The 23664-nt window shown below is 61.7% G+C and carries 19 protein-coding genes; 11 read left to right on the top strand and 8 right to left on the bottom strand.

From position 1 onward, the window contains the following. The first annotated feature begins 3 nt into the window (after positions 1–3). From FV139_RS05465 to FV139_RS05510, 10 genes are all read left to right on the top strand, one after another. The gene (locus FV139_RS05465; protein WP_148067257.1) at positions 4–969 is read left to right on the top strand and encodes a bifunctional MaoC family dehydratase N-terminal/OB-fold nucleic acid binding domain-containing protein; all 966 of its coding nucleotides are present in this window, start codon (positions 4–6) and stop codon (positions 967–969) included. Next, a complete protein-coding gene (locus FV139_RS05470) occupies positions 969–1988 on the top strand; it encodes an acyl-CoA dehydrogenase family protein (protein ID WP_148067258.1) in 1020 nt (339 codons plus the stop codon). The genes FV139_RS05465 and FV139_RS05470 overlap by 1 nt, the downstream gene beginning before the upstream one ends. Further along, positions 1985–2410, top strand: coding sequence for a MaoC family dehydratase (locus FV139_RS05475; RefSeq protein WP_235898557.1), 426 nt, complete (start codon positions 1985–1987; stop codon positions 2408–2410). The genes FV139_RS05470 and FV139_RS05475 overlap by 4 nt, the downstream gene beginning before the upstream one ends. Continuing rightward, complete coding sequence (locus tag FV139_RS05480; RefSeq protein ID WP_148067259.1) at positions 2407–3588, top strand: lipid-transfer protein; 1182 nt, start codon at positions 2407–2409, stop codon at positions 3586–3588. The genes FV139_RS05475 and FV139_RS05480 overlap by 4 nt, the downstream gene beginning before the upstream one ends. 1 nt (position 3589) lies before the next feature. After that, on the top strand, positions 3590–5197 hold the full coding sequence (locus FV139_RS05485; RefSeq protein WP_148067260.1) for an AMP-binding protein: 1608 nt from the start codon (positions 3590–3592) through the stop codon (positions 5195–5197). A gap of 157 nt (positions 5198–5354) precedes the next feature. Beyond that, positions 5355–7802: a TonB-dependent receptor gene (locus FV139_RS05490; protein WP_148067261.1), complete on the top strand. Its 2448-nt coding sequence runs from the start codon at positions 5355–5357 to the stop codon at positions 7800–7802. A gap of 264 nt (positions 7803–8066) precedes the next feature. Then, entirely contained in the window at positions 8067–10937 is a 2871-nt protein-coding gene (locus tag FV139_RS05495; protein WP_148067262.1) for an autotransporter family protein, read from the top strand. Positions 10938–10972: 35 nt separating this feature from the next. Next, positions 10973–12919 (top strand): calcium-binding protein, encoded by a 1947-nt coding sequence (locus tag FV139_RS05500; protein WP_148067263.1) that lies wholly within the window; start codon positions 10973–10975, stop codon positions 12917–12919. Between the two features lie 87 nt (positions 12920–13006). Continuing rightward, positions 13007–14725: a type I secretion system permease/ATPase gene (locus tag FV139_RS05505; RefSeq protein ID WP_213004032.1), complete on the top strand. Its 1719-nt coding sequence runs from the start codon at positions 13007–13009 to the stop codon at positions 14723–14725. Further along, positions 14722–16020: an HlyD family type I secretion periplasmic adaptor subunit gene (locus FV139_RS05510; RefSeq protein ID WP_148067264.1), complete on the top strand. Its 1299-nt coding sequence runs from the start codon at positions 14722–14724 to the stop codon at positions 16018–16020. The genes FV139_RS05505 and FV139_RS05510 overlap by 4 nt, the downstream gene beginning before the upstream one ends. 1 nt (position 16021) lies before the next feature. On the opposite strand, the gene FV139_RS05515 is transcribed toward FV139_RS05510, so the two are convergent. The 7 genes from FV139_RS05515 to FV139_RS05545 all read right to left on the bottom strand — a co-directional run bounded on the left by FV139_RS05515 (position 16022) and on the right by FV139_RS05545 (position 20375). Further along, on the bottom strand, positions 16022–17197 hold the full coding sequence (locus tag FV139_RS05515; protein ID WP_148067265.1) for a hypothetical protein: 1176 nt from the start codon (positions 17195–17197) through the stop codon (positions 16022–16024). Positions 17198–17227: 30 nt separating this feature from the next. Beyond that, complete coding sequence (locus FV139_RS05520) at positions 17228–17956, bottom strand: SIMPL domain-containing protein (protein ID WP_148067266.1); 729 nt, start codon at positions 17954–17956, stop codon at positions 17228–17230. Positions 17957–17961: 5 nt separating this feature from the next. Further along, on the bottom strand, positions 17962–18141 hold the full coding sequence (locus tag FV139_RS05525) for a PLDc N-terminal domain-containing protein (protein WP_148067267.1): 180 nt from the start codon (positions 18139–18141) through the stop codon (positions 17962–17964). 156 nt (positions 18142–18297) lie between these two features. Further along, complete coding sequence (arfB, locus tag FV139_RS05530; protein ID WP_148067268.1) at positions 18298–18711, bottom strand: alternative ribosome rescue aminoacyl-tRNA hydrolase ArfB; 414 nt, start codon at positions 18709–18711, stop codon at positions 18298–18300. Positions 18712–18729: 18 nt separating this feature from the next. After that, on the bottom strand, positions 18730–19041 hold the full coding sequence (locus tag FV139_RS05535) for a DUF4124 domain-containing protein (RefSeq protein WP_148067269.1): 312 nt from the start codon (positions 19039–19041) through the stop codon (positions 18730–18732). Between the two features lie 105 nt (positions 19042–19146). After that, complete coding sequence (gene gspG, locus FV139_RS05540) at positions 19147–19857, bottom strand: type II secretion system major pseudopilin GspG (protein WP_187276414.1); 711 nt, start codon at positions 19855–19857, stop codon at positions 19147–19149. A 71-nt stretch (positions 19858–19928) separates the two neighbouring features. Then, positions 19929–20375, bottom strand: coding sequence for a DUF2721 domain-containing protein (locus FV139_RS05545; RefSeq protein ID WP_148067271.1), 447 nt, complete (start codon positions 20373–20375; stop codon positions 19929–19931). A gap of 595 nt (positions 20376–20970) precedes the next feature. Here FV139_RS05545 and FV139_RS05550 point away from each other — a divergent pair. Then, positions 20971–21531, top strand: coding sequence for a CBS domain-containing protein (locus FV139_RS05550; RefSeq protein ID WP_148067272.1), 561 nt, complete (start codon positions 20971–20973; stop codon positions 21529–21531). A gap of 43 nt (positions 21532–21574) precedes the next feature. On the opposite strand, the gene FV139_RS05555 is transcribed toward FV139_RS05550, so the two are convergent. Then, positions 21575–23545 carry a BCCT family transporter gene (locus tag FV139_RS05555; RefSeq protein ID WP_148067273.1) on the bottom strand — a complete coding sequence of 657 codons (1971 nt, stop codon included), beginning with the start codon at positions 23543–23545 and terminating at the stop codon, positions 21575–21577. Between the last annotated feature and the right edge of the window lie 119 nt (positions 23546–23664).

A 23664-nucleotide genomic window follows, 5' to 3' on the forward strand; every position in this document is an offset into this window, starting at 1 on the left:
CAGATGTCCCATACAGCTCCCGATTTGACACCTTTTCTCGGCGGTGACCGCGGTCCCTACAAGAGCTGGGATCCGGTCAACCCGGCGATGATTCGCCACTGGTGCGAGGCACTGGGAGACAGCAACCCCATCTACACTGACGCCAGTGCGGCCAGGGATGCCGGCTTCAACGGCCTGGTGGCGCCACCTACCATGCTGCAGGCCTGGACCATGCGCGGTTACCGCGAGCAGCGGCCGCCGGGTTCCGATACCAGCGACCCCTTTGCGGTACTGGTGGCCCTGGAGGAGATGGGCTATCCCGCGGTGGTGGCGGTGAACTGCGAGCAGGAGTACCTGCAGTATGTGACTGAAGGTGACGAGCTCTACCATCGCTCCACCATCGAGTCGATTTCCGAACAAAAAACCACGGCGCTGGGCGTCGGCTTCTTCGTCACCGAGCTGTCCACCTACTACAACCAGCGCGACGAAGTCGTGGGCACGATGCGCTTCCGGGTATTCAAGTTCGCGCCCCACGAGCGGGATGATGCTCCGGCGGTCACCGACACCGGCGACGGCTTGCCGCCCGCGGTGCGTCGCATGCGCCCGGTACGCAATCACGATACCCGGTTTTTCTGGGAGGGTGTTGAGGCGGGCGAGTTGCGGGTGCAGCGCTGCCTGGGCTGCCAGACCCTGCGCCATCCTCCTGCTCCCGCCTGCCCGGACTGCCAGTCCCTGGAATGGAAGGCGCAGCCGGTCAGTGGGCGCGGCCATGTCTACAGCTTTGTCATCATGCACTATCCCGAAATTCCGCCCTTCGACTACCCCAACGTGATCGCACTGGTGGAACTGGAGGAGGGCACCCGCCTGGTGAGCAACCTTGTGGGTGTGTCACGACACGACGTGTCCATAGGCATGCCGGTCCAGGCGGAGTTCAGTGAAGTGGAGCCGGGTTTCCACCTGCACCAGTTCCGGCCGGCCGAGGCTGATTGATGGACTTTTCCTACAGCGACGACCATCAGTCCGTAGCGGATCTGGCGAAACAGGTTTTTCGCGATATGGTCAGCGATGGCGAGGCCGATCCCGCACTGTGGCAAACCCTCGCCGATGCCGGTTTGCTGGGGGTGGCGCTGGGCAGCGACAGTGGCGGTAGCGATCTGGGATTTATCGGCGCCGGCCTGGTGCTCCGGGAGCAGGGCGCGGTGCTGGCACCGGTGCCGCTGCTGCCGGCCATGGTTGCCGCACTCAGTCAGCAAGAGGCCGGCATTACCGCGTCCGTGGCGCGGTTTGTGAAGGGCGAGTCCTGGTCAGTGGCCTGCGTTGATGGCGGCCTCGAACTGGCAGGCGATACCGTCAGCGGGGAGCTGGCCTGCGTGCCCTTTGCCCTGGGGGCGGAGACCGTTGTCGCCACGGCGGGCCACCAGCTGCTCCAGGTGGCGCTGGCGCAGCCCGGGGTATCGCTCGAAGCCCAGCAATTGACCAGCCATCTCCCCGCCGCCCGGCTGCGCTTCAAAGAAGCGAAGGCGCAAATACTTGGCACCGATGCGGCCGTGGAGCGTTTGCGGCAACGCCTGCTGGTGGCAACGGCCATGCTACAACTTGGGGTCGTCGACGAGGCGCTGGCCAGGACAGCGGCCTTTACCGTAGAGCGCAGTCAGTTTGGCCAGCCCCTGGCGCGTTTTCAGGCAGTAGCACAACGTGCCGCGGATGCCTACATCGACGTCGAGGCTCTGCGCGCCACCGCCGAGAGTGCGTTGTGGCGGCTGGATGCAGGACAGGACGCCACCCTGGAAGCCGCAACGGCACTGTGGTGGGCGGCGGAAGCAGGGCATCGCGTTGCGCATACCGCACAACACCTTCACGGTGGTATCGGCGCCGACATCGACTATCCCATCCACCGCTATTTCCTGTGGGCGAAGCAGGTCGAATTCAGCCTGGGCGGTGCGGCACACACGGCGGCCCGTATCGGGCGGGACCTGGCGCTGCACCCCACTATCGGAGGACGTAAGTGAAAACCCGGAACATTGCCGAAGTGCGGGTGGGAGATTCCCTGCCCGAGTTGGTCATCGACATCACCCCGCGCCTGATTGTGGGTGCGGCCATTGCCTCCAGAGACTACCAGAACGTGCATCACGACAAGGCGGGTGCCCAGGCCCTGGGGTCGCCGGACATTTTCATGAACATCCTGACGACCAATGGCCTGGTTGGGCGCTATGCCACCGACTGGGCTGGCCCCGGCGCTCGCCTCGGCAAGGTGGCGATCCGCCTGGGGGCGCCCAATTATCCCGGTGACACCATGACCTTCCGCGGTGAGATAGCTGCGGTGGAGCCCTCGTCCCGACGCGTCGTACTGGACGTCAAGGGCAAGAACAGCATGGGCTACCACGTAACAGGCAACGTGGAGCTTATCCTCCCGGAAGAGGTGGCGGCATGACGCGCTCCGGATTGCGAGACCGGGCTGCCATCGTTGGTGTGGGTGCCACGGAGTTTTCCAAGGATTCCGGGCGTACCGAGATCCAGCTGGGGGTTGAGGCAATTCTGGCCGCACTGGCCGATGCCGGTATCGACCCGGTAGAAGTGGATGGTATGGCCACCTATACCATGGATAACAACCCGGAGATCGAGTTGCACCGTCTTATTGGCGGCCGCGCCCTGCGTTTCTTTTCCCGTGCCCACTACGGTGGCGGGGCGGCCTGTGCACCGGTCATGCATGCAGCGATGGCGGTGGCCACGGGGGTTGCTGACGTGGTCGTGGTTTATCGGGCCATGAATGAACGCTCGGGTTTCCGTTTTGGCCAGGGCGGCCTGCTCACCGAAGATCCCAATGCATTTGAAACTGTCGATTTCGGCTGGTATTTCCCCCATGGCCTGATGACGCCAGCCAGCTGGATTGCCATGTTTGCCCAGCGCTACCTCCACGAAACAGAGGCGACCGACGAAGATTTCGGTCGGGTAGCGGTAGGAGGGCGCGATTTCGCGTCTACCAATCCCAGGGCCTGGTTCTACCAGCAGCCGATCAGCCTGGAAGATCACCAGGCCTCGCGCTGGATCGCCGAACCCCTGCGCCTGCTCGACTGCTGCCAGGAGAGCGATGGCGCTGTTGCCATGGTGATTACCTCTGCCGAGCGGGCGCGGGATTTGCTGCAACCGCCGGTGCTGGTGCGCGGCGCTTCCCAGGGAGCGGCCGATGACCAGCGCATGATGACCTCCTTTTACCGCAAAAGCCTCACCGGACTGCCGGAAATGGGTGAGGTGGCGCGCAACCTTTACGCAATGTCGGGCCTCGGCCCGGAAGACATGCAGGCCGCCGTGCTGTACGACCATTTCACGCCGTTTGTATTGCCGCAACTCGAGGAGTTTGGCTTTGCACCGCGCGGAGAGGCCTGCCACTTTCTGCGCGAGGGGCACCACTTGAGAGGCGGTAAGTTGCCGGTGAACCCCCATGGTGGGCAACTTGGCGAGGCCTATATCCACGGCCTGAACGGGGTGGCGGAAGGGGTGCGCCAGGTCCGTGGCGAAGCCGTCAACCAGGTAACCGGGCTGGAGCATATTCTGGTGACGGCGGGTACGGGTGTGCCGACCAGCGGGCTGATACTGGGGGCGGCAAACTGACATGCACCTGATCGATTACGACAATCCCGCCGACCGACACCTGGGGCGGGCCCTGCGAGACCAGGCTGCAGCCATTGGTGATCAACCCTTCCTGCTCTACGGTGAGCAGCGCTTCAGTTATGCCCAGGCCAATGACCGGGTGAATGCGCTGGCCGCAGGCCTGGCCCGGCGCGGCCTGGTGGCTGGCGAACGGGTCGCGTTCTACATGGACTCGACCCCTGATGTTATCTTCCTTGCGCTGGCCGCCAACAAACTGGGCGCTGTCTGGGTGCCGATCAACAGCGATTACAAGGGCGACTGGTTGAGTGACAGTATTGCGCGCAGTCGCCCAACCCTGCTGGTCACCGACAGCCAGCATGCAGAGCGCGTGGCGACAGTGCGCGACAGTCTGGGATCGCTGGCCATTGCCTGCCTTGGCGAATGCACTCATTTACCCGCTGCGGAACCGCTCTCCTCGCTGTATGAGGAGGGGGCAGGGGAACCGGATATGTCGGGCTACCAGTCTGGCGATACCTGCGCGGTGTTGTGGACATCGGGCACCACCGGCCGCTCCAAGGGCGTCATGCAAAGCCACAACGTGTGGTTCAATGCGGTGATTTCCGCCAACAACCAGTTCGGTATCGCGCCGGGGGATGTCGTTTTTTCCGTGCTGCCACTCTACAACTCGGCGGCCTGGGTGACTTCGGTGTTCCGCGCGATGCTGGCCGGCCTGCCGCTGGCCCTGGACCCTGCGTTCTCGGTGAGCACGTTCTGGGACCGGGTGGATTATTACGGTGCCACCCAGAGCTTTACCCTGGGGGCAATGCACATGTTCCTGTGGAACGCCCCCTCCAGGCCCGACGATGCCGACCACAGCCTGAAGAAGCTGATGGCGGTACCCATGCCGGCACAGCTGGCGGGGCCTTTCAGTGAACGTTTTGGTGTGCAGCTGATGCCCCAGGGCCTCGGCCAGAGTGAAGCATTTACCGTGATCAACCAGGACAACTGCGAGCGAGACCAGGTGCCGCCGGGAAGTTGCGGCACGCCGGCAACGGGTATGGACGTCCGCCTGGTGGATGATGGCGGTGCGGATGTGCCGGTGGGAGAGCCCGGTGAGTTGTGGCTCAGGCCCCGGAAGCCACACTGTATCTTCAACGGCTATTTTGACGACCCGGATGCGACCGCGGCCGCTTACAGTGGCGACTGGTATCGAACGGGCGACCTGTTGCGCCGGGACGATGCAGGCTACTACTACTTCTGCGATCGCAAGAAGGATGCCGTGCGCTACAAGGGGCGCAACATATCGACCTTCGAGGTGGAGATGGCCGTGCGGCGCCATCCTGCGGTGGCTGATTGCGCCGCCTATGGCATTGCCAGTGATGAACTCGACAGTGAAAGCGAGTTGAAAGTGGATGTCATCGTAAAGCCGGGTATGAGCCTGGAGCCGGAACAACTGGCTCGATTTGTCAACGATAATGCGCCTTACTTTTTTGTACCGCGTTACATTGAATCCGTCGTTGCCTTGCCCTATACCCCGACCAACAAGGTGCAGAAATTTCGCCTGCGCGAGCGCGGCCTGACGGCACAGACCTGGGATGCCCGTGCAGAGGGCTTCGAGGTCAGGCGATAGATCGAGTGTCTCCGTCAGGCCGCGGAGCTCAAAAGGAGAAGGATTGGTAACAGTTAAGTACAGACAATAAAAACAAGGAGCGATAATCGCTGAACGGAACAGCAGTACGACGAAGTAAGTTTCAATAACCCAAAATAACAGCAATTGGAGCAATACTATGTCTCACTTCGGCTGCAACACCCGCAGTACCCTGACACCCCTCGCCGCCGCCCTGATTCTGGCCGGTGCTACCCAGTCTCCGGGTGCCCTCGGGCAGGAACTGGTTCTGGAAGAGATCGTGGTCACCGCCCAGCGGCGCCAGACCATGCTGCAGGACACCCCGATCGCGGTGACCGCGTTCAACACAGAAAAAATAGTGGACCTTGGTATCTACGACGTTTCCGATATCGGAGGCCTCGCGCCCAACACCAACATCCAGAAGCAGCCATCGTCCAATTCCAACATGTCCATCTATATACGGGGCGTGGGCAGCGGTGAGACCTCGCTCATGGTCGACCCCAAAACCAGCTTTTACCTCGATGGCGTGTACATGAGCAAAACGGTGGGCGCGGTGTTCGACATCGTCGACCTGGAAAGCGTGGAAGTGCTGCGAGGGCCGCAGGGCACCCTGTTCGGACGTAACAGTACTGGCGGCGCTCTCAACGTAACCACGGTAAAACCGACCGGTGAGCTCGGCTTCAAAGCGGAGGCCAATTTTGGCAACGACGGCTATCAGCGCACCGCTCTGTCCCTGGACCTGCCGCGCGTTGGCATGATGTCGGCAAAGATATCCGGGATGATCATGGAGTACGATGGCTGGGCGGAGAATGATTTTCCCGGGCAGGAGCGCGACATGGCGAGTGAGGATAACGAAGCCTATCGCATCGCCCTGCGCTTTGAGCCCATGGACAGCCTCACCATCGACTACGTTTACGATCGTACCAATAACGCGGGTGTTCCCACGCCGTTCCAGATTACCAAGGTGAAGGACAGTCTCTACAACGGCTTCACCACCACTCCGTTTCCCTTCACCTTCCTCGGCGGTTCGCTGTATCAGGACATGGCAGCGACAGTGGGGGATCCCGATAAGCGCCGCGAGGACTACACCCTGGATGCGGTGACGGAAGAGTGGCTCGACGTCAAGGGCAACACCCTGACCGTCGCCTGGGAGTTCGACAGTTTCCTGCTGAAATACATTTTTGCCGACCGGGACACCAACTCCGGCTACGGCTCCACCGATCTTGACGGTGGCGCCTACATAGCCCGCGACCTGCTCTATGGCGGAGGGTTCCCCGTTCCAACCCCCGGTTTTCACGCCACTATCGACAAGGGGTTTATCGAGCTCACCACCAATGAATTGCAGTTGATTGGCGACGCCTTCGACGACCGCCTGCAATATACGGTGGGGTATTACCAGTACAAGGAGGAGATCTACCAGAGCAATCCGCAGACCTTTTCCCTGCCCATTCAGTTCTTCCTGGGAGCGGGATTTGATGATGCCTATGTTGCCGCCGGTCTGTGTAACGACATTCCGGGCGCGGGCCTGGTCTGTCAGGGTACCCAGCGCCTGCCGTTCCCGTTTCCCTTCCCGGAGGCAGACCCGAACCTGAATGGTCAGGTGGACTTTATTTACGGGCAGAAAACCGAGTCGTGGGCGGTTTACACCCAGGGCACCTACGCTCTCACTGATCGCCTGGACCTTACCGCAGGCGTCCGTTATACCGAGGACGACAGGGAGGGCTTCCTGTTCAATGAGAGTATCGGGCAGAGCTCATTCGATGAGCGATTCACCAATTCCGGAACCTGGGACAACGTCAGCTACCTGGCGACCCTGAGTTATGAACTCATGGATTCGGTGAATATCTATGGTACCTATTCCACGGGTTACAACAGTGGAGGTTTCAATTCCCGGGCCTCAACCTTCAGTTCATGGCAAACGCCCTACGATGAAGAAGAACTGTTCTCCTATGAACTGGGACTGAAGTCCGACTGGTTCGGTAGCAGGGTGCGCCTGAATGCCGCGCTGTTCTACAACGACTACGAAGATATCCAGGTTGCCCAGTTCGAAGCGGGCTCGGGGGGGGCTTCCAGTCGAATTGTCAACGCGGGTAAAGCGACGTATCAGGGGTTGGAAATCGAGCTGACCGCTTTGATTACCCAGGGCCTGCTCGCAGAGTTGAGCTACGGCTACCTGGATGCCGAGTTTGATGAATACCTGGCCCGCAACCCGGCCACCGACAGGGAGGAAAACATCGCTGATGTCACCACGGTCAGTCGCGCTCCCGAGAATAGCGGCAACCTTGGCCTGCAGTATGATTTCGAGCCCTGGAGCTTCGGCGCCCTGTCGGCCCGGGTGGATGTACAGTACACGGATGGCTTTACCTTCCACCCCTTCCAGAACCAGTTCGACAGCGCCGACGACCGAACGATAGTCAACGCTCGCCTGAGCCTGAAGGATATCAACGTGGGCTCCAGCGGCAGCTTGCGCATCGCCGGCTGGGTGAAAAATGCCACCGATGAGGAGTACCGGGAGTGGGGGATCGATTTCGGTACGCTCGGGTTCGCCGGTGATACCTACGGTCGGCCGCGTACCTACGGTGTTGACCTGATCTACGAGTTCCGCTAGGCGGCGCGGGCCAGCCCTGCTTGTCACCCTCTCCGTCTGCGGTCACGTGTCACCGTGACCGCAGACCCCCTCCCATTCCAGGCCCCCGGATGCCCTGTCGCCGCAGGTAGCCACTTTCGACCGATTTCAGGGGGTTTCGCTGTCCACCGGATTGACCCGCCGACGATTCCTGACAATACTGTGCAGTTATAGTAAGACCTGATAAATGGACTTATTCAGCCGGCACCAATGGAGTGCCCGAGCACGGCATAACAGGGGAACGGAATGGGTAATCGAGCGCTGTCTGCCTTTGCGGCAGGCGTAGTGGCATTGGGGGCGATTGCGTCCACGGCGGTAGAGGCGGCTGGTGTTGCCGTCGGGAGGGACCAGAGCCTCGAGCTGTCTGATCCCTCTATCACCCGGGTAGAGGTGCTGGCTTCCCAGGCCCTGCCTGGGCATGACCCCAATGCCCTGCTCAGTCCCTTCACCGGGCAGGGCCCCTGCCTGACCTACGCCTACGATGACGCCCTGGTGCTCAACCAGGAGGTCCGCCTGGCCCTGTTCGATGCCAGCGACAACGTGGTTGGCCTGCCGATCATCACCGTCGACAACAGCTACTTCAACTCGGTGGACGCCAGTTGCGGGGTGGTGGTGGTTCCCAACCAGCAGCCCATCGCGGTAGACGACAACTTCGGCACCAATTATGTCGGCGCCAACGTGCTGGCGAACGATATCGACCCCGACGGCGATCCGCTGACCGCGGTCCTCCTGACGCCGCCCACCGCGGGCTCGGTCGTCCTGAATGCCAACGGTACTTTTGTCTACACCCCGCCGGCGGGCTTTTCCGGCGATGTGACCTTTACCTACGAGGCCTTTGACGGTACCGATGGCAGTACCAGCCCGGGTATTGTCTCCCTGACCGTGGTAGCGGTTGTCACTCCGAACCAGGCTCCGGTGGCGGTGGCCGATGATTTCGGCACCAGCTACGCTGGCGCCAATGTGCTGGCAAACGATAGCGACCCGGATGGTGACGCGCTGCTCGCAGCGCTTATCACCGGCACCACCAACGGGGTGGTGGTCCTGAACACGGACGGTACCTTCCAGTACACCCCGAACGACGGATTCTTTGGAAGCGACAGCTTCAGCTACCGGGCCACGGACGGGACCCTGTTGAGCGATACCGTTACCGCGACCCTCGAGGTAGCGGAGCCGCCGCCACCGCCACCGCCGCCGCCCACCAACGGTGTCCCCCGGGCGGAGGACGACGATTTCGGTGCCGATTATGAAGGCGCCAATGTCCTCGACAACGATTCCGACCCCGATGGTGATCCGCTCACGGCCATCCTGGTGTCCGATCCCTCACGCGGTTCGGTGACCCTGAACCCGGACGGTACCTTCGAATACATTCCCGAGCTCGGTTACACCGGTCCGGACAGCTTTACCTATCGGGCTTCCGACGGTGTGGTACCCAGTGAAATCGCTACTGTCTCATTGATAGCCCAGTTACCGGCCACCAACCTGCCGCCGGTCGGTGGGGACGACGACTTCGCTGAGGATTACGAGAACGGCAATCTGCTGGACAATGACCTGGACCCCAACAATGACACACTGATTGCCATCCTCGTGACACCTACCGAGTTTGGTGATCTGGAACTCCGGGAAGACGGTAGCTTCACCTACCGGCCCTTCGCCGGCTATGCGGGGCCCGATTCGTTCACCTACAAGGTGCGCGACCGTCCGCTGGGCGATCCCACCGGCCTGGAGTCGGATCCGATCCTTGTGCGACTGCAGGTGGATCCGTCGGCGGCCGCCGCTGACGGGGTGACCGGCAAAATCGACGCCGACGGCACCTCTGTGCTGGGTGGCGCTTCCGCCAACGAACTGCGCACCTCGCGCCGGATAGACCAGATCTGTCCGCGCATCGATCCGCAGACCCCGGACCAGGAAGACCTGCAGCGCCTGTGCACCAACCTGCGGGCCCAGGGGACCACCGCGAAACAGGCGCTGGTAGCCCTGCGAGCAATTACGCCCGAGGAACTGAGCGCCATCAGCAAAGCCTTCCGGGTGCTTTCCTTCAGCCGCTTCCGCAATATCGGCGCCCGGATATCCCGGGTGCGCGACGGTGAGTCGCGGGGTGTCAGCATCGCCGGCCTCAATATCCGGGCGGGCGATACCCTGGTCAGCGGCAACGACATTCAGTCAGCGCTATCCGAAGGCCTGGCGGCCATGGGCCTGGGGGCCAGTGCCGATGAAGAGGGCGGTGAAGACCTGCTGCGGGAGTACAGCCGCCTGGGTCTGTTCATTCGCGGCGATCTCAATTTCGGTGAAGGTGACGAGACGGAACTGGAGTCGGGCTTTGACTTCGATGCCCAGACCCTGACCGTGGGTGCGGATTACCGGATCAACGACAACCTGTTTGCCGGTGCATCGGTCAGCCTTGGCCAGTCCGAAGTCGACTTCGCCAACAACGGCGGTGAAACCACGACCGACAACTATTCCGTCGCCTTGTACGGGAGCCTGTATTCCGGTAATGGCTATCTCGACGGCATCGTCAGCTACGGTTGGTCCGACGTGGAGACCGAACGCAATATTTTCTACACCGATTTTGGCGGTACGGTGGACCGGGTGGCCGAGGGTAGCTCCGACGGCGACGAGTATTACATCAGCTTTAACGCCGGTTACAACTTCAACTGGGGTGCCTTGAACGTCGACCCGTTGGCGCGTTTCTTCTACCTCGATGGCTCGGTGGACCCCTTCACCGAGACCGGGGCGGGGGGCTGGAACCTGGCGATCGACGAGCAGGAATTTGAGTCCCTGAGCCTGAGTGCCGGAGGCCAGGTCAGCTATACCTTCCTGCCCAGTTGGGGGGTCATCACGCCCTACCTGCGCATCGAATACACCCGTGAATTTGAGGACAGCGCCGGTGGTGTGCGCTACCGCTTCGCCAACGACCCGCTGGGCCAGTTCAATGACACCAACGGCATGCGCATCGAGGCGGACGACCCCGATACCGGCTACATGGTGTACGGCGCAGGGGTGGCCGCCCAGTTTATCCACGGCATCAGTGGCTTCGTGAATTACCAGGCCTTGGGTAGCTACGACAACCTGAGTGGCGAGATACTCTCTTTCGGAGCGCGCTGGGAAGCGCACTTCTAGACAGTGAAATCAGGGACGATTACGGGAAGACCAATATGGCATCACTAAAATTATCAGACTCCGCCTTCGGTACCCTCGGGCTGACCATCACCGAGGCAATTGATCTGGCGGACATCTCTTCGCAACTGTCCAGCCTTCTGGGTGTCCCCTTCAGCTTCGAAAGCCTGGATGTGTCCAGCGTGACGCGCACAGGGCTAACGGCGGCAGGCATTGGTGTGCCTGGCGGCACCTTGACCGTGGGAGACTACTTCAATTTTGCAGCCGTTGCGCCGGTCAGCGGTTTCAGTAACCTGGCCCTCACTGAGGCGACCATCGCTGCACATGGCGCTTCTTTCGAGATCAGGGGTGAGGGCCAGCTGTTTGGCTTCGGCGCCGACTTTGGTTTCGATTTCGGCGCCGACGTATCGGTGCTGGATTTCTCCGCCACCGGGGCGGCGCCGCTGGAATTATCGATCGGTGGGGTGGCTTCCTTCGACAATGCCAATCTCCGTAGCGGCTTCGAGGTCATTGGCAATGATGTGGCCAACTTCTTTGCCGGTTTCGAGAGCTTCAGCCTTGATTACCAGGGCAGCAATACTTTCAGGGCCGGGGGTGGCGATGACATCGTGGCCGGTGGTTTTGGTGCGGAGTTGATCGAAGGCGGGGCTGATAACGACCTGCTGTTCGGCGACCTGTATACGGCTTCTTCCTTCAGCGACTCCTACGTGGACGTGATCTACGGTGACTTCGAAACGCCCCTGGACGGCGCGGTAGAAGGAGACGATGTGCTGTTTGGTGGCCGTGGCAATGATGAGCTTTACGGCGGGGGTGGTAACGACCTGCTGTTCGGGGGCAACGATTTCTTTGAAGAGGATACCGACCTGCTGGTTGCAGGGGACGGTAACGATGTTCTTTACGCAGGAACCGGGGCAGACAGCCTGACCGGTGACGCGGGGCGGGACCGCTTTATTTTCGCAGAGGATTACGATATTCCCACCGGTGTGTTTGATGGAGAGGTGGAGGTTGTGCTCCAGACGGGGTTTGGCGTTTCGTTTGTCGAGGCACCCAACGTGCTCGAGGACTTCGCCCCGGGTGAGGATATGCTGGTGGTGCAGGGCAATCAGTTCACCCTCGAGATACTCTCGATCGAAGGGTTTCCCAGCGCGGGCTTTGCGACCAATAACGCCGGAGAGTTGGTCGTGGACCTGGGCCTTGACCTGGTCGAGGGCGGAGACTTTTATACCTTTGTCGACCGGCAGGGAAACTTCGATCTCTCGGCTTCGCTGTTGCGCTTTGATATGTTCACGGACGCGCAGGACCCGGACTTCGATTATGACCTCGGCCTCAACTGGTTCATCCCGCAGGACGAGAGTTCAGCGCCAGCCTCGATCGAAATTGTCTACGATAGCCCTGACGATTCCGGGCGCTTCGAAGTGTTTGGGCCGGGAGAGTTTGATTATATCTTTGACGACTTCGACAGCCTCCAGCTGACACCCTTCGGAACCGACGGTGTGTTCGCAGGGCAAGACAAGTTTGATCTCACGGCCTTTAATCTCGGCGCTGTCGACTCCACGGCGATAGAAGACATACTGTTTACCACGGTGGGCGATTACGGCCCGTTCACCTTCGAGAGCTTTACGCCCGACGATGCGCCGATAGATAATTTTTTCTTCGACACCGACGCCCAGGTCGACAGGGCCGTCAACGTGGAATGGTCTCCTGGATTCAACGGCGAGAACGGCTCCATCGCGGTCTACGTCGATGCCAACTTTGATGGGGGCTTCCACCCCGATGACGATCTCTTCTTCTTCGTGGGAACCCTGGAAAATGGCAATGGCGCGTTTTATGGTGGTGATTTCGGCTTGCAACTGACCAAGGAGGATCTCTACGCGGACGCCAATGCGGACGGTAGCGGTACCGGTATTTTCATCTTCAACGATGATCAGTACGACCTCTGGTTTAATGATATCGCGCCCCCGGAAGAACCGATCGTCGCTGCCTGATCGGGGCAGCCCGCGGTTTGTCCGGGGCTGGCCCGTAGCTGAGATGCGAGCGATACATGCGATACAAGAGGGGCCATCGCGATCCCGGTGACAGAACGGAAGAATAGCGGCGAATTGAAACAGGCCTTGCAGCTGTGCAGGGCCTCTTTCTTTGTAGTTCTGGCTTTCAGCCTCGCCATCAACCTGCTGCTGTTGACCCCGGCTTTCTACATGCTGCAGGTCTACGACCGGGTAATTCCCAGTGCCAGCCTGCCGACACTGCTGATGCTGACGCTGGTGGTGCTGCTCCTGTTCGCCACTATCGGTGCGCTGGAGTGGGTGCGCTCGCAGATTTTGCTGCGCACCGGCGCGCGCTTCGATACCCTGCTGGAAGCCCGCGGTTTCGAGGTGTCCTTCCGTCAGGCACTGTATACCTCGGGGCAGGCGGCCCAGGCTCGATCCCTCGCCGATCTCTCCGTGCTGCGCCAGTTCATTTCCGGCAATGCACTGCTGGCCTTCTTCGACGCCCCCTGGTTGCCGCTCTATCTGCTGGTGATGTACTGGTTTCATCCCCTGTTCGGGCTGGTGGGCCTGCTGTCGGCGCTGGTGTTGCTGGGTTTGGCCCTGCTGAACGCGCGTCTCGGCCGGGACACGCAGGCCGAACTGGGCGAAGAATCCTCTGCGCTTGAATCCTTTGTGCTGAAGAACCTGCGCAACGCGGAGGTGATCGAGGCCATGGGCATGCTGGGTGATATCCGCAATCGCTGGCAGTCGAGATACCAGTCACTGCTCGCCCGGCAACTGCAGCGTGGTTCCACCGCGGGGGCACTCGCCTCGCTGTCGCGGACCTTCAGGCTCACGGTGCAATCACTGGTTCTGGGGCTGGGCGCGTATCTGGTGATCGAACAGCGTCTTACCCCCGGGCTCATGATCGCTGGCTCGATCCTGTTGGGCAGGGCCCTGGCACCCGTGGACCAGTTGATTTCCGGCTGGCGCCAGTTCGTACAGGCGCGGCTGGCGTACCGACGCTTCGACGGACTACTGCAGAAAATCCCGCCACTACCCGAGCGCATGAGCCTGCCTGCGCCCGAGGGGCTGATTACCGCAGAACAACTTTCCCTCGCACCGCCCGGCACCCGTAACCTGGTGCTGCGCAACGTGAGCTTTCGTATTGAACCGGGCGACAGTGTCGCCATTGTCGGGCCCAGTGGTTCGGGCAAGACCAGCCTTGCCCGGGCAGTGCTGGGCATCTGGCCGGTAACCGGCGGCAAGCTGCGCCTGGATGGTGCTGAGGTCTACACCTGGAATCGGGAAGACCTGGGGCCGCACGTCGGCTACCTGCCGCAGGACGTGGAACTGTTCGAGGGGTCGGTGAGCGAGAACATTGCCCGCTTTGGCACTGTGGATGCAGCCGCGGTGGTCGAGGCGGCGCGCCAGGCGGGAGTGCACGAGGCCATTCTCAGTTTGCCGGGTGGCTACGATATGCAGATTGGTGCCGGTGGCAGCGCCCTCTCTGCCGGCCAGCGCCAGCGTCTGGCCCTGGCCCGGTCCCTCTACGGCAACCCCTGCCTGCTGGTGCTGGACGAGCCCAACTCCAATCTCGACGACCGCGGTGAACTGGCCCTGATCGAGGCGCTCAGGGCGCAGAAAGAGCGGGGCGCCACTGTCCTTGTCATCTCCCACCGCAAGACCATCCTCGCCGCCGTGGACAAGTTGATGGTGCTGGGGGGTGGGGGTGTTACCCACTTCGGGCCCAAGGAGGAAGTGCTCGAAGCGTTGCAGTCCCAGGCGCGGCGGCGGCAGCGCGATTCGGCGGTGGGCTCATGAACGAGTCGGTGCTCGATACGTCTGACACACGCTACCGCTGGATCGGTGGCATTGTCCTGTTCCTGGTCTTTGTCGTATTTGGCGGCTGGGCGGCTTTTGCGCCCCTGGACAGCGCGGCGCTGGCGCCCGGTGTGGTAACGGTGAAAAACTATCGCAAGACCCTGCAACATCTCGAGGGCGGCATTGTCGAGGCTATCCATGTTCGTGAAGGGGACCCCGTCGCGGCAGGGGACCCACTGATCGTCCTGGATGCCACCCAGTACCGTGCCGAAAGCGAGGTGCTGCGCGGGCAGTACATTACGCTCAGGGCATTGGAATCACGGTTGTTGGCAGAACGTGATGGCAAGTCCAGCGTGGCCTATCCCGCCGAACTCACGGAGATGAATGATCCCCGGGTGGAGGCGGCCATCGCCGGCCAGAACGAGATATTCAATGCGAGAATGAGTGCCAATGCCGGCGAGCGGGAAGTGCTGGAGCAGCGTGTAGAGCAGCTCGAATCGCAGATCAGCGGCGTGGAGGCCGTGCGCGAGAGCAATGCCCGTCTGCTGGCCTCCTACGAATCCGAGATCAAGGACCTGCAGAGCCTGCAGGAGCGTGGTTTTACCGGCAAGCAGCGCCTGACAGAGGTCCAGCGGGCCTACGCCAGCCTGGTGGGAGAAAACGCCGAAGCCCTGTCGAAAATTTCCGCCAACCGTATCCGCATCGGTGAAACCCAGCTGCAGATTATCCAGTTGGAACGTTACCAGAGAAGTGAAGTTGTGGATGAACTGGAGGATATCCAGTCCCGGCTGTTTGACGTGAATGAACGGCTGCGAGCGGTAGAGGACAAGGTGGCGCGCACAGTGATCCGCGCCCCGGTCAGTGGCATCGTACTGGGTTTGAGTGTACACACTGTCGGTGGCGTAGTACGTCCCGGCACAGCACTCATGGATATTGTGCCGAAGGAACAGCAGTTGATGGTCGACGCGGAAATCTCCCCGGTGGACATCGACCGGGTACGCACCGGTGGCAAGGCTCGGATCCGATTCAGCGCCTTCAAGAGCGCGAGTACGCCGATTGCCGAGGGGCATGTGGTCAACATTTCCGCCGACCGCCTGATCAATGCCAACAGCGGTGAGCCCTATTACCTGGCCCAGGTGGAAGTGGATCCCGCAAGCCTGGCGCGCATGGCAGACCTGAGGCTGGTGCCGGGTATGCCGGCGGAGGTGTTGATCAATACGGGGTCACGCACCTTGCTGCAGTACCTCGTTCAGCCCGCCAGCAATGTGATGGCCCGCTCCTTTATCGAGGATTGAGTCATAGCGGCAGCGCATCGAATAGCGCTGTTACTTTTCGACCGAGGTTTCCCCCCTGCAACGCATGGCGCTGTTTGGCATTGATATCGGCGCGACCGCGCGCCGCCAACGCCAGCGCCTGATCCAGCACACCTTTTTCAAACTGATCTGCACGAGCGCCGATACCTCGGCCGGCCGCTACGATCCGCCTGGCCGTGTAGAACTGTTCCAGCCCCATGGGCAGCAGGAGTTGCGCGGTACCGGCGAGAAACGCCTGGGCACTGGTGGTGTGGCTCGCCATGGTAATCACCAGGTCCGCCTGGTCGAATGTCTGGCCCAGGTCGAGCGGTCGCCCGGTCATGTTGATTGCCGGGTAGGCCGCGCTTGCGGATGCCGGTAAACCGGGGCAGTAGATCAGGGCGCAGGCGTCGCTCTGGCCGAGATGTTGCAGATGTTGCAAAAGCCGCGGCAGGCCCGGAAAAGGCTGGAGGTAGCCAAACACCCTGGTGCCGCTCCGCTCGGGCCATTGTGGCCTGGCGCCGGGTTCGGGTGCAGCCACACCCAGGTAGGAAGGTGTTGGGCGCTCGCCAAAGGGGTCGATGTCCGGCAGTGTCATCAACAGTTGTTCGTCGGCCTGGGCGTAGAGTTCAGCCGGGTGCGTCAGCGCCTCTGTTTGCACACTGTTTACCCAATGCACGAGTTGTGTTTCGGCGGTAGCCAGTGCACGGGTGTTGGCCTCGGTATTGCGAACCCGGGGGAACAGGCCGAAGTAGGGCAGGTCGACGCGGGGCAGGGTGAAGCCGTTGCCGATGATCCATTTTTGCCAGGGGCGACCCAGGCTGGCGATCAGGGCCGCCGGTGCAAACTCGTACAGCACGACGTCCGGTTGCAAGCGGTCGAACAAGGCCTGCCAGCCGGCGACCCGGGGCGCGAGTTCGTCGGCAGCCCCCAGGTTGTGGAGTAGCACCTGGGTGAACGACAGCAGCTGGGCCGCGGGTGGCTTGCGTTGTTGCGGGGAGAGGGGTGCCGGCACGATATCAATGGCGTGGCCGGCGAACCAGCGCGCCGCGATGTCGACGTTGGGCACCGCCAGCGTCACCCGGTGGCCACGGCGTACTGCCTCCTTCACCCAGGGCGTCAGGTTGGCGAGGTGACCAGTGCCTCCTCCCATTTCCCAGACGCACAGTATGCTGGCCATTCCCCGATTCCCCCGCTTCGTTAAAGGGGGTCAGGGCTGGATTGCGATGGTGAGGCTGACACTCACGCGGTATTCATTCTCCCCGCCGGCCACCGGTACCGAGTCGGCAGCAGCCATTTCGCTCATCCGGAACATCGGGGCAGGGGAGGGCCCGCCGCGGTAGCTTTGTTCCTGGATTTCGATGATGTCACCGGTTTTCACCCCGGCGGCCGCGGCCAGGACCTTTGCCCGGGACAGGGCGTCGCGCATCGCTCGCTCGCGAGCCAGATCGATGGCCTCCTCCGGGTTGGCGTTACCCAGGCTGATTTGCCCGCCTTCGTTGACGCCCTGCCTGACTGCCGTATCGAGCAGTTTTCCAACCAGGGTGATATCCCTGATGCGCACACTGAGGCCGTTGCGCACCACGTAGCCAATAATGGTGGGCCCCTGTTGTTCACCTGCAGCTCTCGGGTCCGGCCGTGCATAGCGGGGAGCGATAGAGAAATTACTGGTTTGCAGGTCCTTCTCCGCCACGCCGGCCTCGCGCATGGCCGCCATCACCTGCCGCATGGCTTCTGAATTCGCTGACAGGGCAGCGCTGGCGCTCTCGCCCTCCCGGGTCACGGTCAGCGACAGTGTGGCCATGTCCGGCGCCAGCACGGCACTGCCTTCGCCAGTTACCTGTATGCGCCCGGGCAGGCTTTCCCCGGCCACTGCCAGAGACGAGAACACGCTGGCACAGCACAGTACCCAGCAGGCCAGCAAACTGCGTATCGACATGGCTGCTACCCCCGTGGGCCGAACAGGAACCACAGCACCAGGCCGAGTACCGGGAGCACCAGAATGACCACGATCCAGATGACTTTCTTCAGTGTGTCTGCGTTCGACTGCAGGACGTTCACAATGGCCCAGATGTCGGCAATGAGAATCAGTAGTCCGAAAATGCCTGATACCTGTATGTTCATTAACCTCTCCCTTGATCTGGCTGACCTCGTGCCAGCCGTAACGGAAAAACCGCCATTATCCGGCGGCTGTACAGCTCAACTATAGTGGGGATTACGACAACTACAAGTCACGGAAGCGGGGCAACCAAAGCTCGCTGCAACGTGTAGTGGCGGCGTTCAGTCCTGTACCTTGCCCCGCAGCGCCTTGACTTGCCCGCGGCGATTCTTTGCATCCATCCGTCGTTTTTGCGAGGCGCGGGTCGGGCGCGTGGGGCGGCGATTCTTGGGGACATGGCTGGCATCGCGAATGAGTTGCGCCAGTCGTTCCAGGGCGTCGGTGCGGTTTTTTTCCTGGGTGCGATGTCGCTGGGCCTTGATGACCACCTCGCCATCGCTGGTGACGCGACGATCCGACGCGGCGAGCAGGCGTTCTTTTACCGGTTCGGGCAGCGACGAAGCGCGGATATCGAAGCGCAGGTGAATCGCACTGGAGACTTTATTGACGTTCTGCCCGCCTGCCCCCTGTGCCCTGATGGCGCTGAATTCAATTTCATCCTCGGACAGTGAAAGCCCGGGTTCGATGCGTAACAACCAATATCTCCTGTCATTTCAATGCAACCGGTCGGTGCCGGCGTTGCGCGGGGCAGCTCTGCCACGCGCTTGCTGGTCAGCGTCCAACTCCCGGCGGCTCGGGTCCTGGCTGCGCCAGACGCGCTGCTGTGAGCTGGCCTGGCTGCGGTGGCCAGAGGCGCCGAAATTCTGCGGCTTGACCCTGACCTGGTCGTCGGAGGCCTTGTTACTCGCGCAGGCGACGTCGGTAAAGGTGGTCTTGCCGGTGGCCGGGTCCACACACTTGTATACCTTGGCCTGGGCCACACTCGCGCTGAGCAGCAGTCCGATGACTGTCATCCGGATGAACATGGGCTGTTCTCCCCATTTACTGAAAACCACCTGACACACTAGCGGGTTGAGCCCACGCTGGCGGCAATTTTCCGGGAAAAAGTCCGGATTTCAGCACTGCTGGGCCTATAACCCGGCGGCGAAGGCCAGGTATTCCAGCTTGTCCGAGCGAATGTCGGCATCCGGGCCACTGCCACCGGGCTTGCCATCGGCCCCGTAGGTTTGCAGTTGGTAAGGGCTCCTCACACCACCCCACGCCGGGCCTTCGTAGACGTAGGGCCTGTTCCAGGGGTCCTTTGGTAGCGCTTCAAGGTAGCCGCCCTCAGGGTAGTTATCCAGTGGCTTGGCGCTCTCGGGTTTACTGACCAGCGATGCAAGCCCCTGCTCGGTCGAGGGATAACCTCCATTTTCCATGTAGTAGCGCTCCAGGGTGGCTGCAAGCATGGCCATGTCCGCCGCAGCCCGTGCTGTGTGCGCGGCGCTGTCACCGCTGACCGGGATCCCCAGCATTGCCTCGACCACCTGTTTCGGGTTCTCGGCGCAGTACACTGCCAGGTCTTCGCGGCTGGGTCGCACCCTGGCCTCGCCATCCACGTAGACAAAGCGGCGCTTGCTGCTGCTTTCACCCCAGCGGTCAAAGCGTTCGTACATGCCGCATAGCACGCCGGAGGGATACTGTTCGATTTCGCTGATTTCCGTTGTTCCCTTGGGGCCAAAGGCAGCGGTAACGGCCTCGGTGGCCTCCTGGGCCGGGTCCGCGCAGGCGCCCAGTAACACAGCCAGCGGGAGGGTGGCCAGCAGGTGTTTCAACATGATGGCCAGGGGTTGTTTCAACATAGAGAATCTCTTGGTTCCAAAGTGTGGCATTCAGACAGCCGGATGGTGGGGAAATTCCCCGCCGGGGGCGCTCAGTCCGGATACTCGCGGCCGGCGTGAAGCACCCGGGTCGCGAGTTGGACCTCCTTCAGGAATAACACCAGGGCCACGATCAGCAGGAGCAGGGCGAGCATGAACAGGCTCACCACGACCTGGGCAATGTGCAGGTCCCACAGGTGGCCGATGAACAGGCTGACTATCACGCTACACACCGAGAGGCCCGACGCTGTGCACATGCCGATCGACCAGTTGATCAGGCGAACCCGTCGCCACAGGGTGCGCAGCTCCACCCGGGTCATCGACAGCCTCGGCTCCTCGGTCACCGTGCCTACCCGGAGTTCGACGATGCGCGCGCGATCAACGATGCGGCTGAGGCGGCCGGACATGACATTGAGAAAGCCGGCGATACCCGCCAGCAGAAACACGGGGGCAACGGCCAGCTGAATAATGCCCGCCAGGACCTGTATCGAGTTATCCATGGCGCTATTTTGCAGGAGCTTCAGGGCGTATACCAGATGGGGGAACCTAATGCCCGCGCCCGGATACTGCCCGGCAGTGCTCCGTTGCCAGTGTCGTGACCCTGCCAGACTGCGGCGCTGCCTAACAGAAACAGGTGAAGAATTTACAATTGCCGGGAACCGTCCGCCCGGGTGACACTCTAATCCCCTGTTATCCAGTATCGAGGTTCCCTTTCTCTCGTGACCCGTCTACTCACGCTCTGCTTCCTGCTGGCCACCCTCGGTGTGGCCGCGGCCTCTGCTGCTGAGCCGCAGGCGGCGCTCGATTCCGGGCTTTGCGTCCTGGGTCAGGACACGAGTGGCGACCGGGAGTTGGACGATCCTGCTGTACTGCCGTCCGCCATTGCCGATGCGGCCGTTCCCTGTCCGGGGCTAGCGCACGCTGTTCCCCCTGTAACAGCGCGCCTGTACCGACATACGAACGCGCCCCGCATTCGGGCACCCCCCACCTTCACCGCCTGACGTTCACGCGGCCGGGCCTTTCACGGCTCGCCAGAAAACTGTTCAGAACGGCTCCTGTCCCGGTTGACAGGGCGCCCTTATCAAGGTGAAAACAATGAAAACGCTGGAATTGAAACCCCTTCAGTCCATTGACCATCTGGTCCACCCCGAGGAATTTGCCGATATCACCTGGGATTCGTCGGCCCTGGAGATCTTTACCGACTTCCGCTTCCACAAGCCCCTGGTTATTTACCAGGGAGTGTCCGTCAGCGAGGCGGACCGTCGCATGCGCCGCGCGCATGTCAAACTGATGCTGGTAGTGGACGCGCACGACGAGTTCGTGGGTACGATCAGCGCTTCCGATCTGGAGCACCAGAACCTGATGTCCCACATCTCGCGAGGCAGCGCCCGGGATGATTTGCGGGTGGTCGATCTGATGTCACCGCGCAGTGAAATCCAGGCCCTCGACTTCGACCTGCTCGCCCATGCCCGCATCCGGGATGTGGTGGAAACCCTCAAGCAGCGAGGGCAGCAACACTGCCTGGTGGTGGATTCCGGCCTGCATCATATCCGCGGACTGATATCGTCCAGCGATATCGCGCGCCGACTCCACATGCCGATAGAGATCGCGCGCCAGAACAGCTTCGTCGACCTGTTCAACGCCATCCGCCACTGATCCGGGCCCTCCGACCACCGCGCGCCAGTTGGCGCGCGGGCGGTCAGCCGGCGCGCAGCTGGCCGAGAAAGTGCATGTGCTTTTCGTACTGGGTGATGACGTCGGCCAGGATCTGGTTCTTGTTCCACTCCATGATGTCGTAGGCCTGGCTGCCTTCACTGAGGAAGACCTCTGCCCGATAGTACTCCAGCTTGTCCCCGCGCTCGTGGCGGGTGTCCCGCATGATGAAGGCCGGCGCCCACCGGGCGACCGGTCGCACGCCGTAATGGAAATCGCGCTCGCTGTCGTGCTTGACCTCCAGCCGGACTCTCCCGTCCTCGCCCTCGCTCACCTGGGCTTCCAGTCCTTCCAGGTGAATGGCAGTGGCGAACTCCTCCAGGGTGTCGCGCACCTCGGTGTCGATGAACGCCAGGACTTCCTGCTTTTTCGGGTGATGGATCACCCGGCGCAGGCGCTGTTGCCAGGGTATCGGGTGCTGGCTGACTAGCGGGGTCGTGGTCGCTTCCCGCAGGGTGTGGCGTTTCATCACTTCCATGCGCAGCGCGCGCAGCAGCCCCCAGCACATGAGCACCATGACAATGGTGAAGGGCAGGGCGCTGGCAATGGTGGCGGCCTGCAGGCCCTGTAAGCCTCCGGCCACCAGCAGGGCGGCGGCAATACAGCCCTCCGAAGCAGCCCAGAAGATGCGTTGCCACACCGGGGATTCATCCTCGCCGCCCGCCGTCAGCATATCGACGACCAGGGAGCCCGAGTCGGAGGAGGTAACAAAAAAGGTAATGACGAGCAGGGTTGCCAGGCCCGAGGCAACAGCGGAGAGGGGCAGGTATTCGAAGAACTTGAACAGGGCAACCGAGGTGTCCGCGGCCACGGCGTCCGCCAGTTCCGTCGCCCCGTTGATCAGTATCTCGTACTGGGCGGTATTGCCGAATACCGTCATCCATAAGAACGTAAAGCCCGTGGGCACCAGCAGCACGCCGATCACGAATTCGCGTATGGTCCTGCCGCGGGAGACCCGGGCGATAAACATGCCTACAAACGGTGACCAGGCGATCCACCAGCCCCAGTAAAACAGGGTCCAGCCACCGATCCAGTCACTGGGGCGGTAGGCGTACAGATTGAAGGTGGTCTCCACCAGTTGCGACAGGTAGGCCCCCAGGTTCTGGAGGTAGGCCTGGACGAGGAAGATGCTGGGCCCTTCCAGCAGGACGAACAGCAGCAGGGCTGCCGCCAGAACCATATTCAGTTCCGAGACACGACGAATACCCCCGTCCAGCCCCATGACCACGGAGATAGTGGCGAGGGCGGTAATGGAGAAGATCAGTACCACCTGTACCGTGGCGCTGACCGGAATCTCGAACAGGTAGTTGAGGCCGGAGTTCACCTGGATCACCCCGAAACCGAGAGAGGTGGCTACGCCGAACAGGGTGCCAAGTACCGCGAAGGTATCCACCGCGTGGCCTATCGGCCCATGAATACGCTCACCGATAATGGGGTAGAGCGCCGAGCGAATGGTGAGTGGCAGCCCCTGGCGGAACGAGAAATAGGCCAGCGACAGGGCGACCACCGCATAAATGGCCCAGGCGTGAATGCCCCAGTGGAAATAGGTGATGCGCATCGCCTCGCGGGCGGCAGTGATGGTACCGCCTTCCCCGACAGGCGGGCTCATGGTGTGCATGACCGGTTCGGCCACCCCGAAGAACATCAAACCGATGCCCATGCCGGCGGAAAACAGCATGGCGAACCAGGAGGTGTAGCTGTAATCCGGTTCGCTGTGCTCGGGCCCCAGCTTGATCTGGCCGAGTTCGGAAAAGGCGAGATAGAGGACGAAAATCAGGAATAGCGCTACGGCCAGGATGTAGAACCAGCCCACTTCATTCACTACCCAGTCCTGCAGTTGGCCGAACCAGCGGTCTGCAGTGTCGGGGCTCAGCACGGCGAAGATGACGATCAGGAGGGCGAGGGTGGCGGAGCCGAAGAAAACAGGGGGATTGATGCGCGCTTTGATGGGGGGCATTGGTACTCCTGTGTGGTGCGGGGCTCGCCCGCAACGCGGGACGTTACCTTCATCCTAGCACTTTAATCGCGAGTCTGCGGTGGGGCGCTCCCGCCCGCGCTTGGCGGACTCGCCAGCGG

This window comes from Parahaliea maris, from assembly GCF_008064665.1.
Lineage (GTDB): Bacteria > Pseudomonadota > Gammaproteobacteria > Pseudomonadales > Halieaceae > Parahaliea > Parahaliea maris.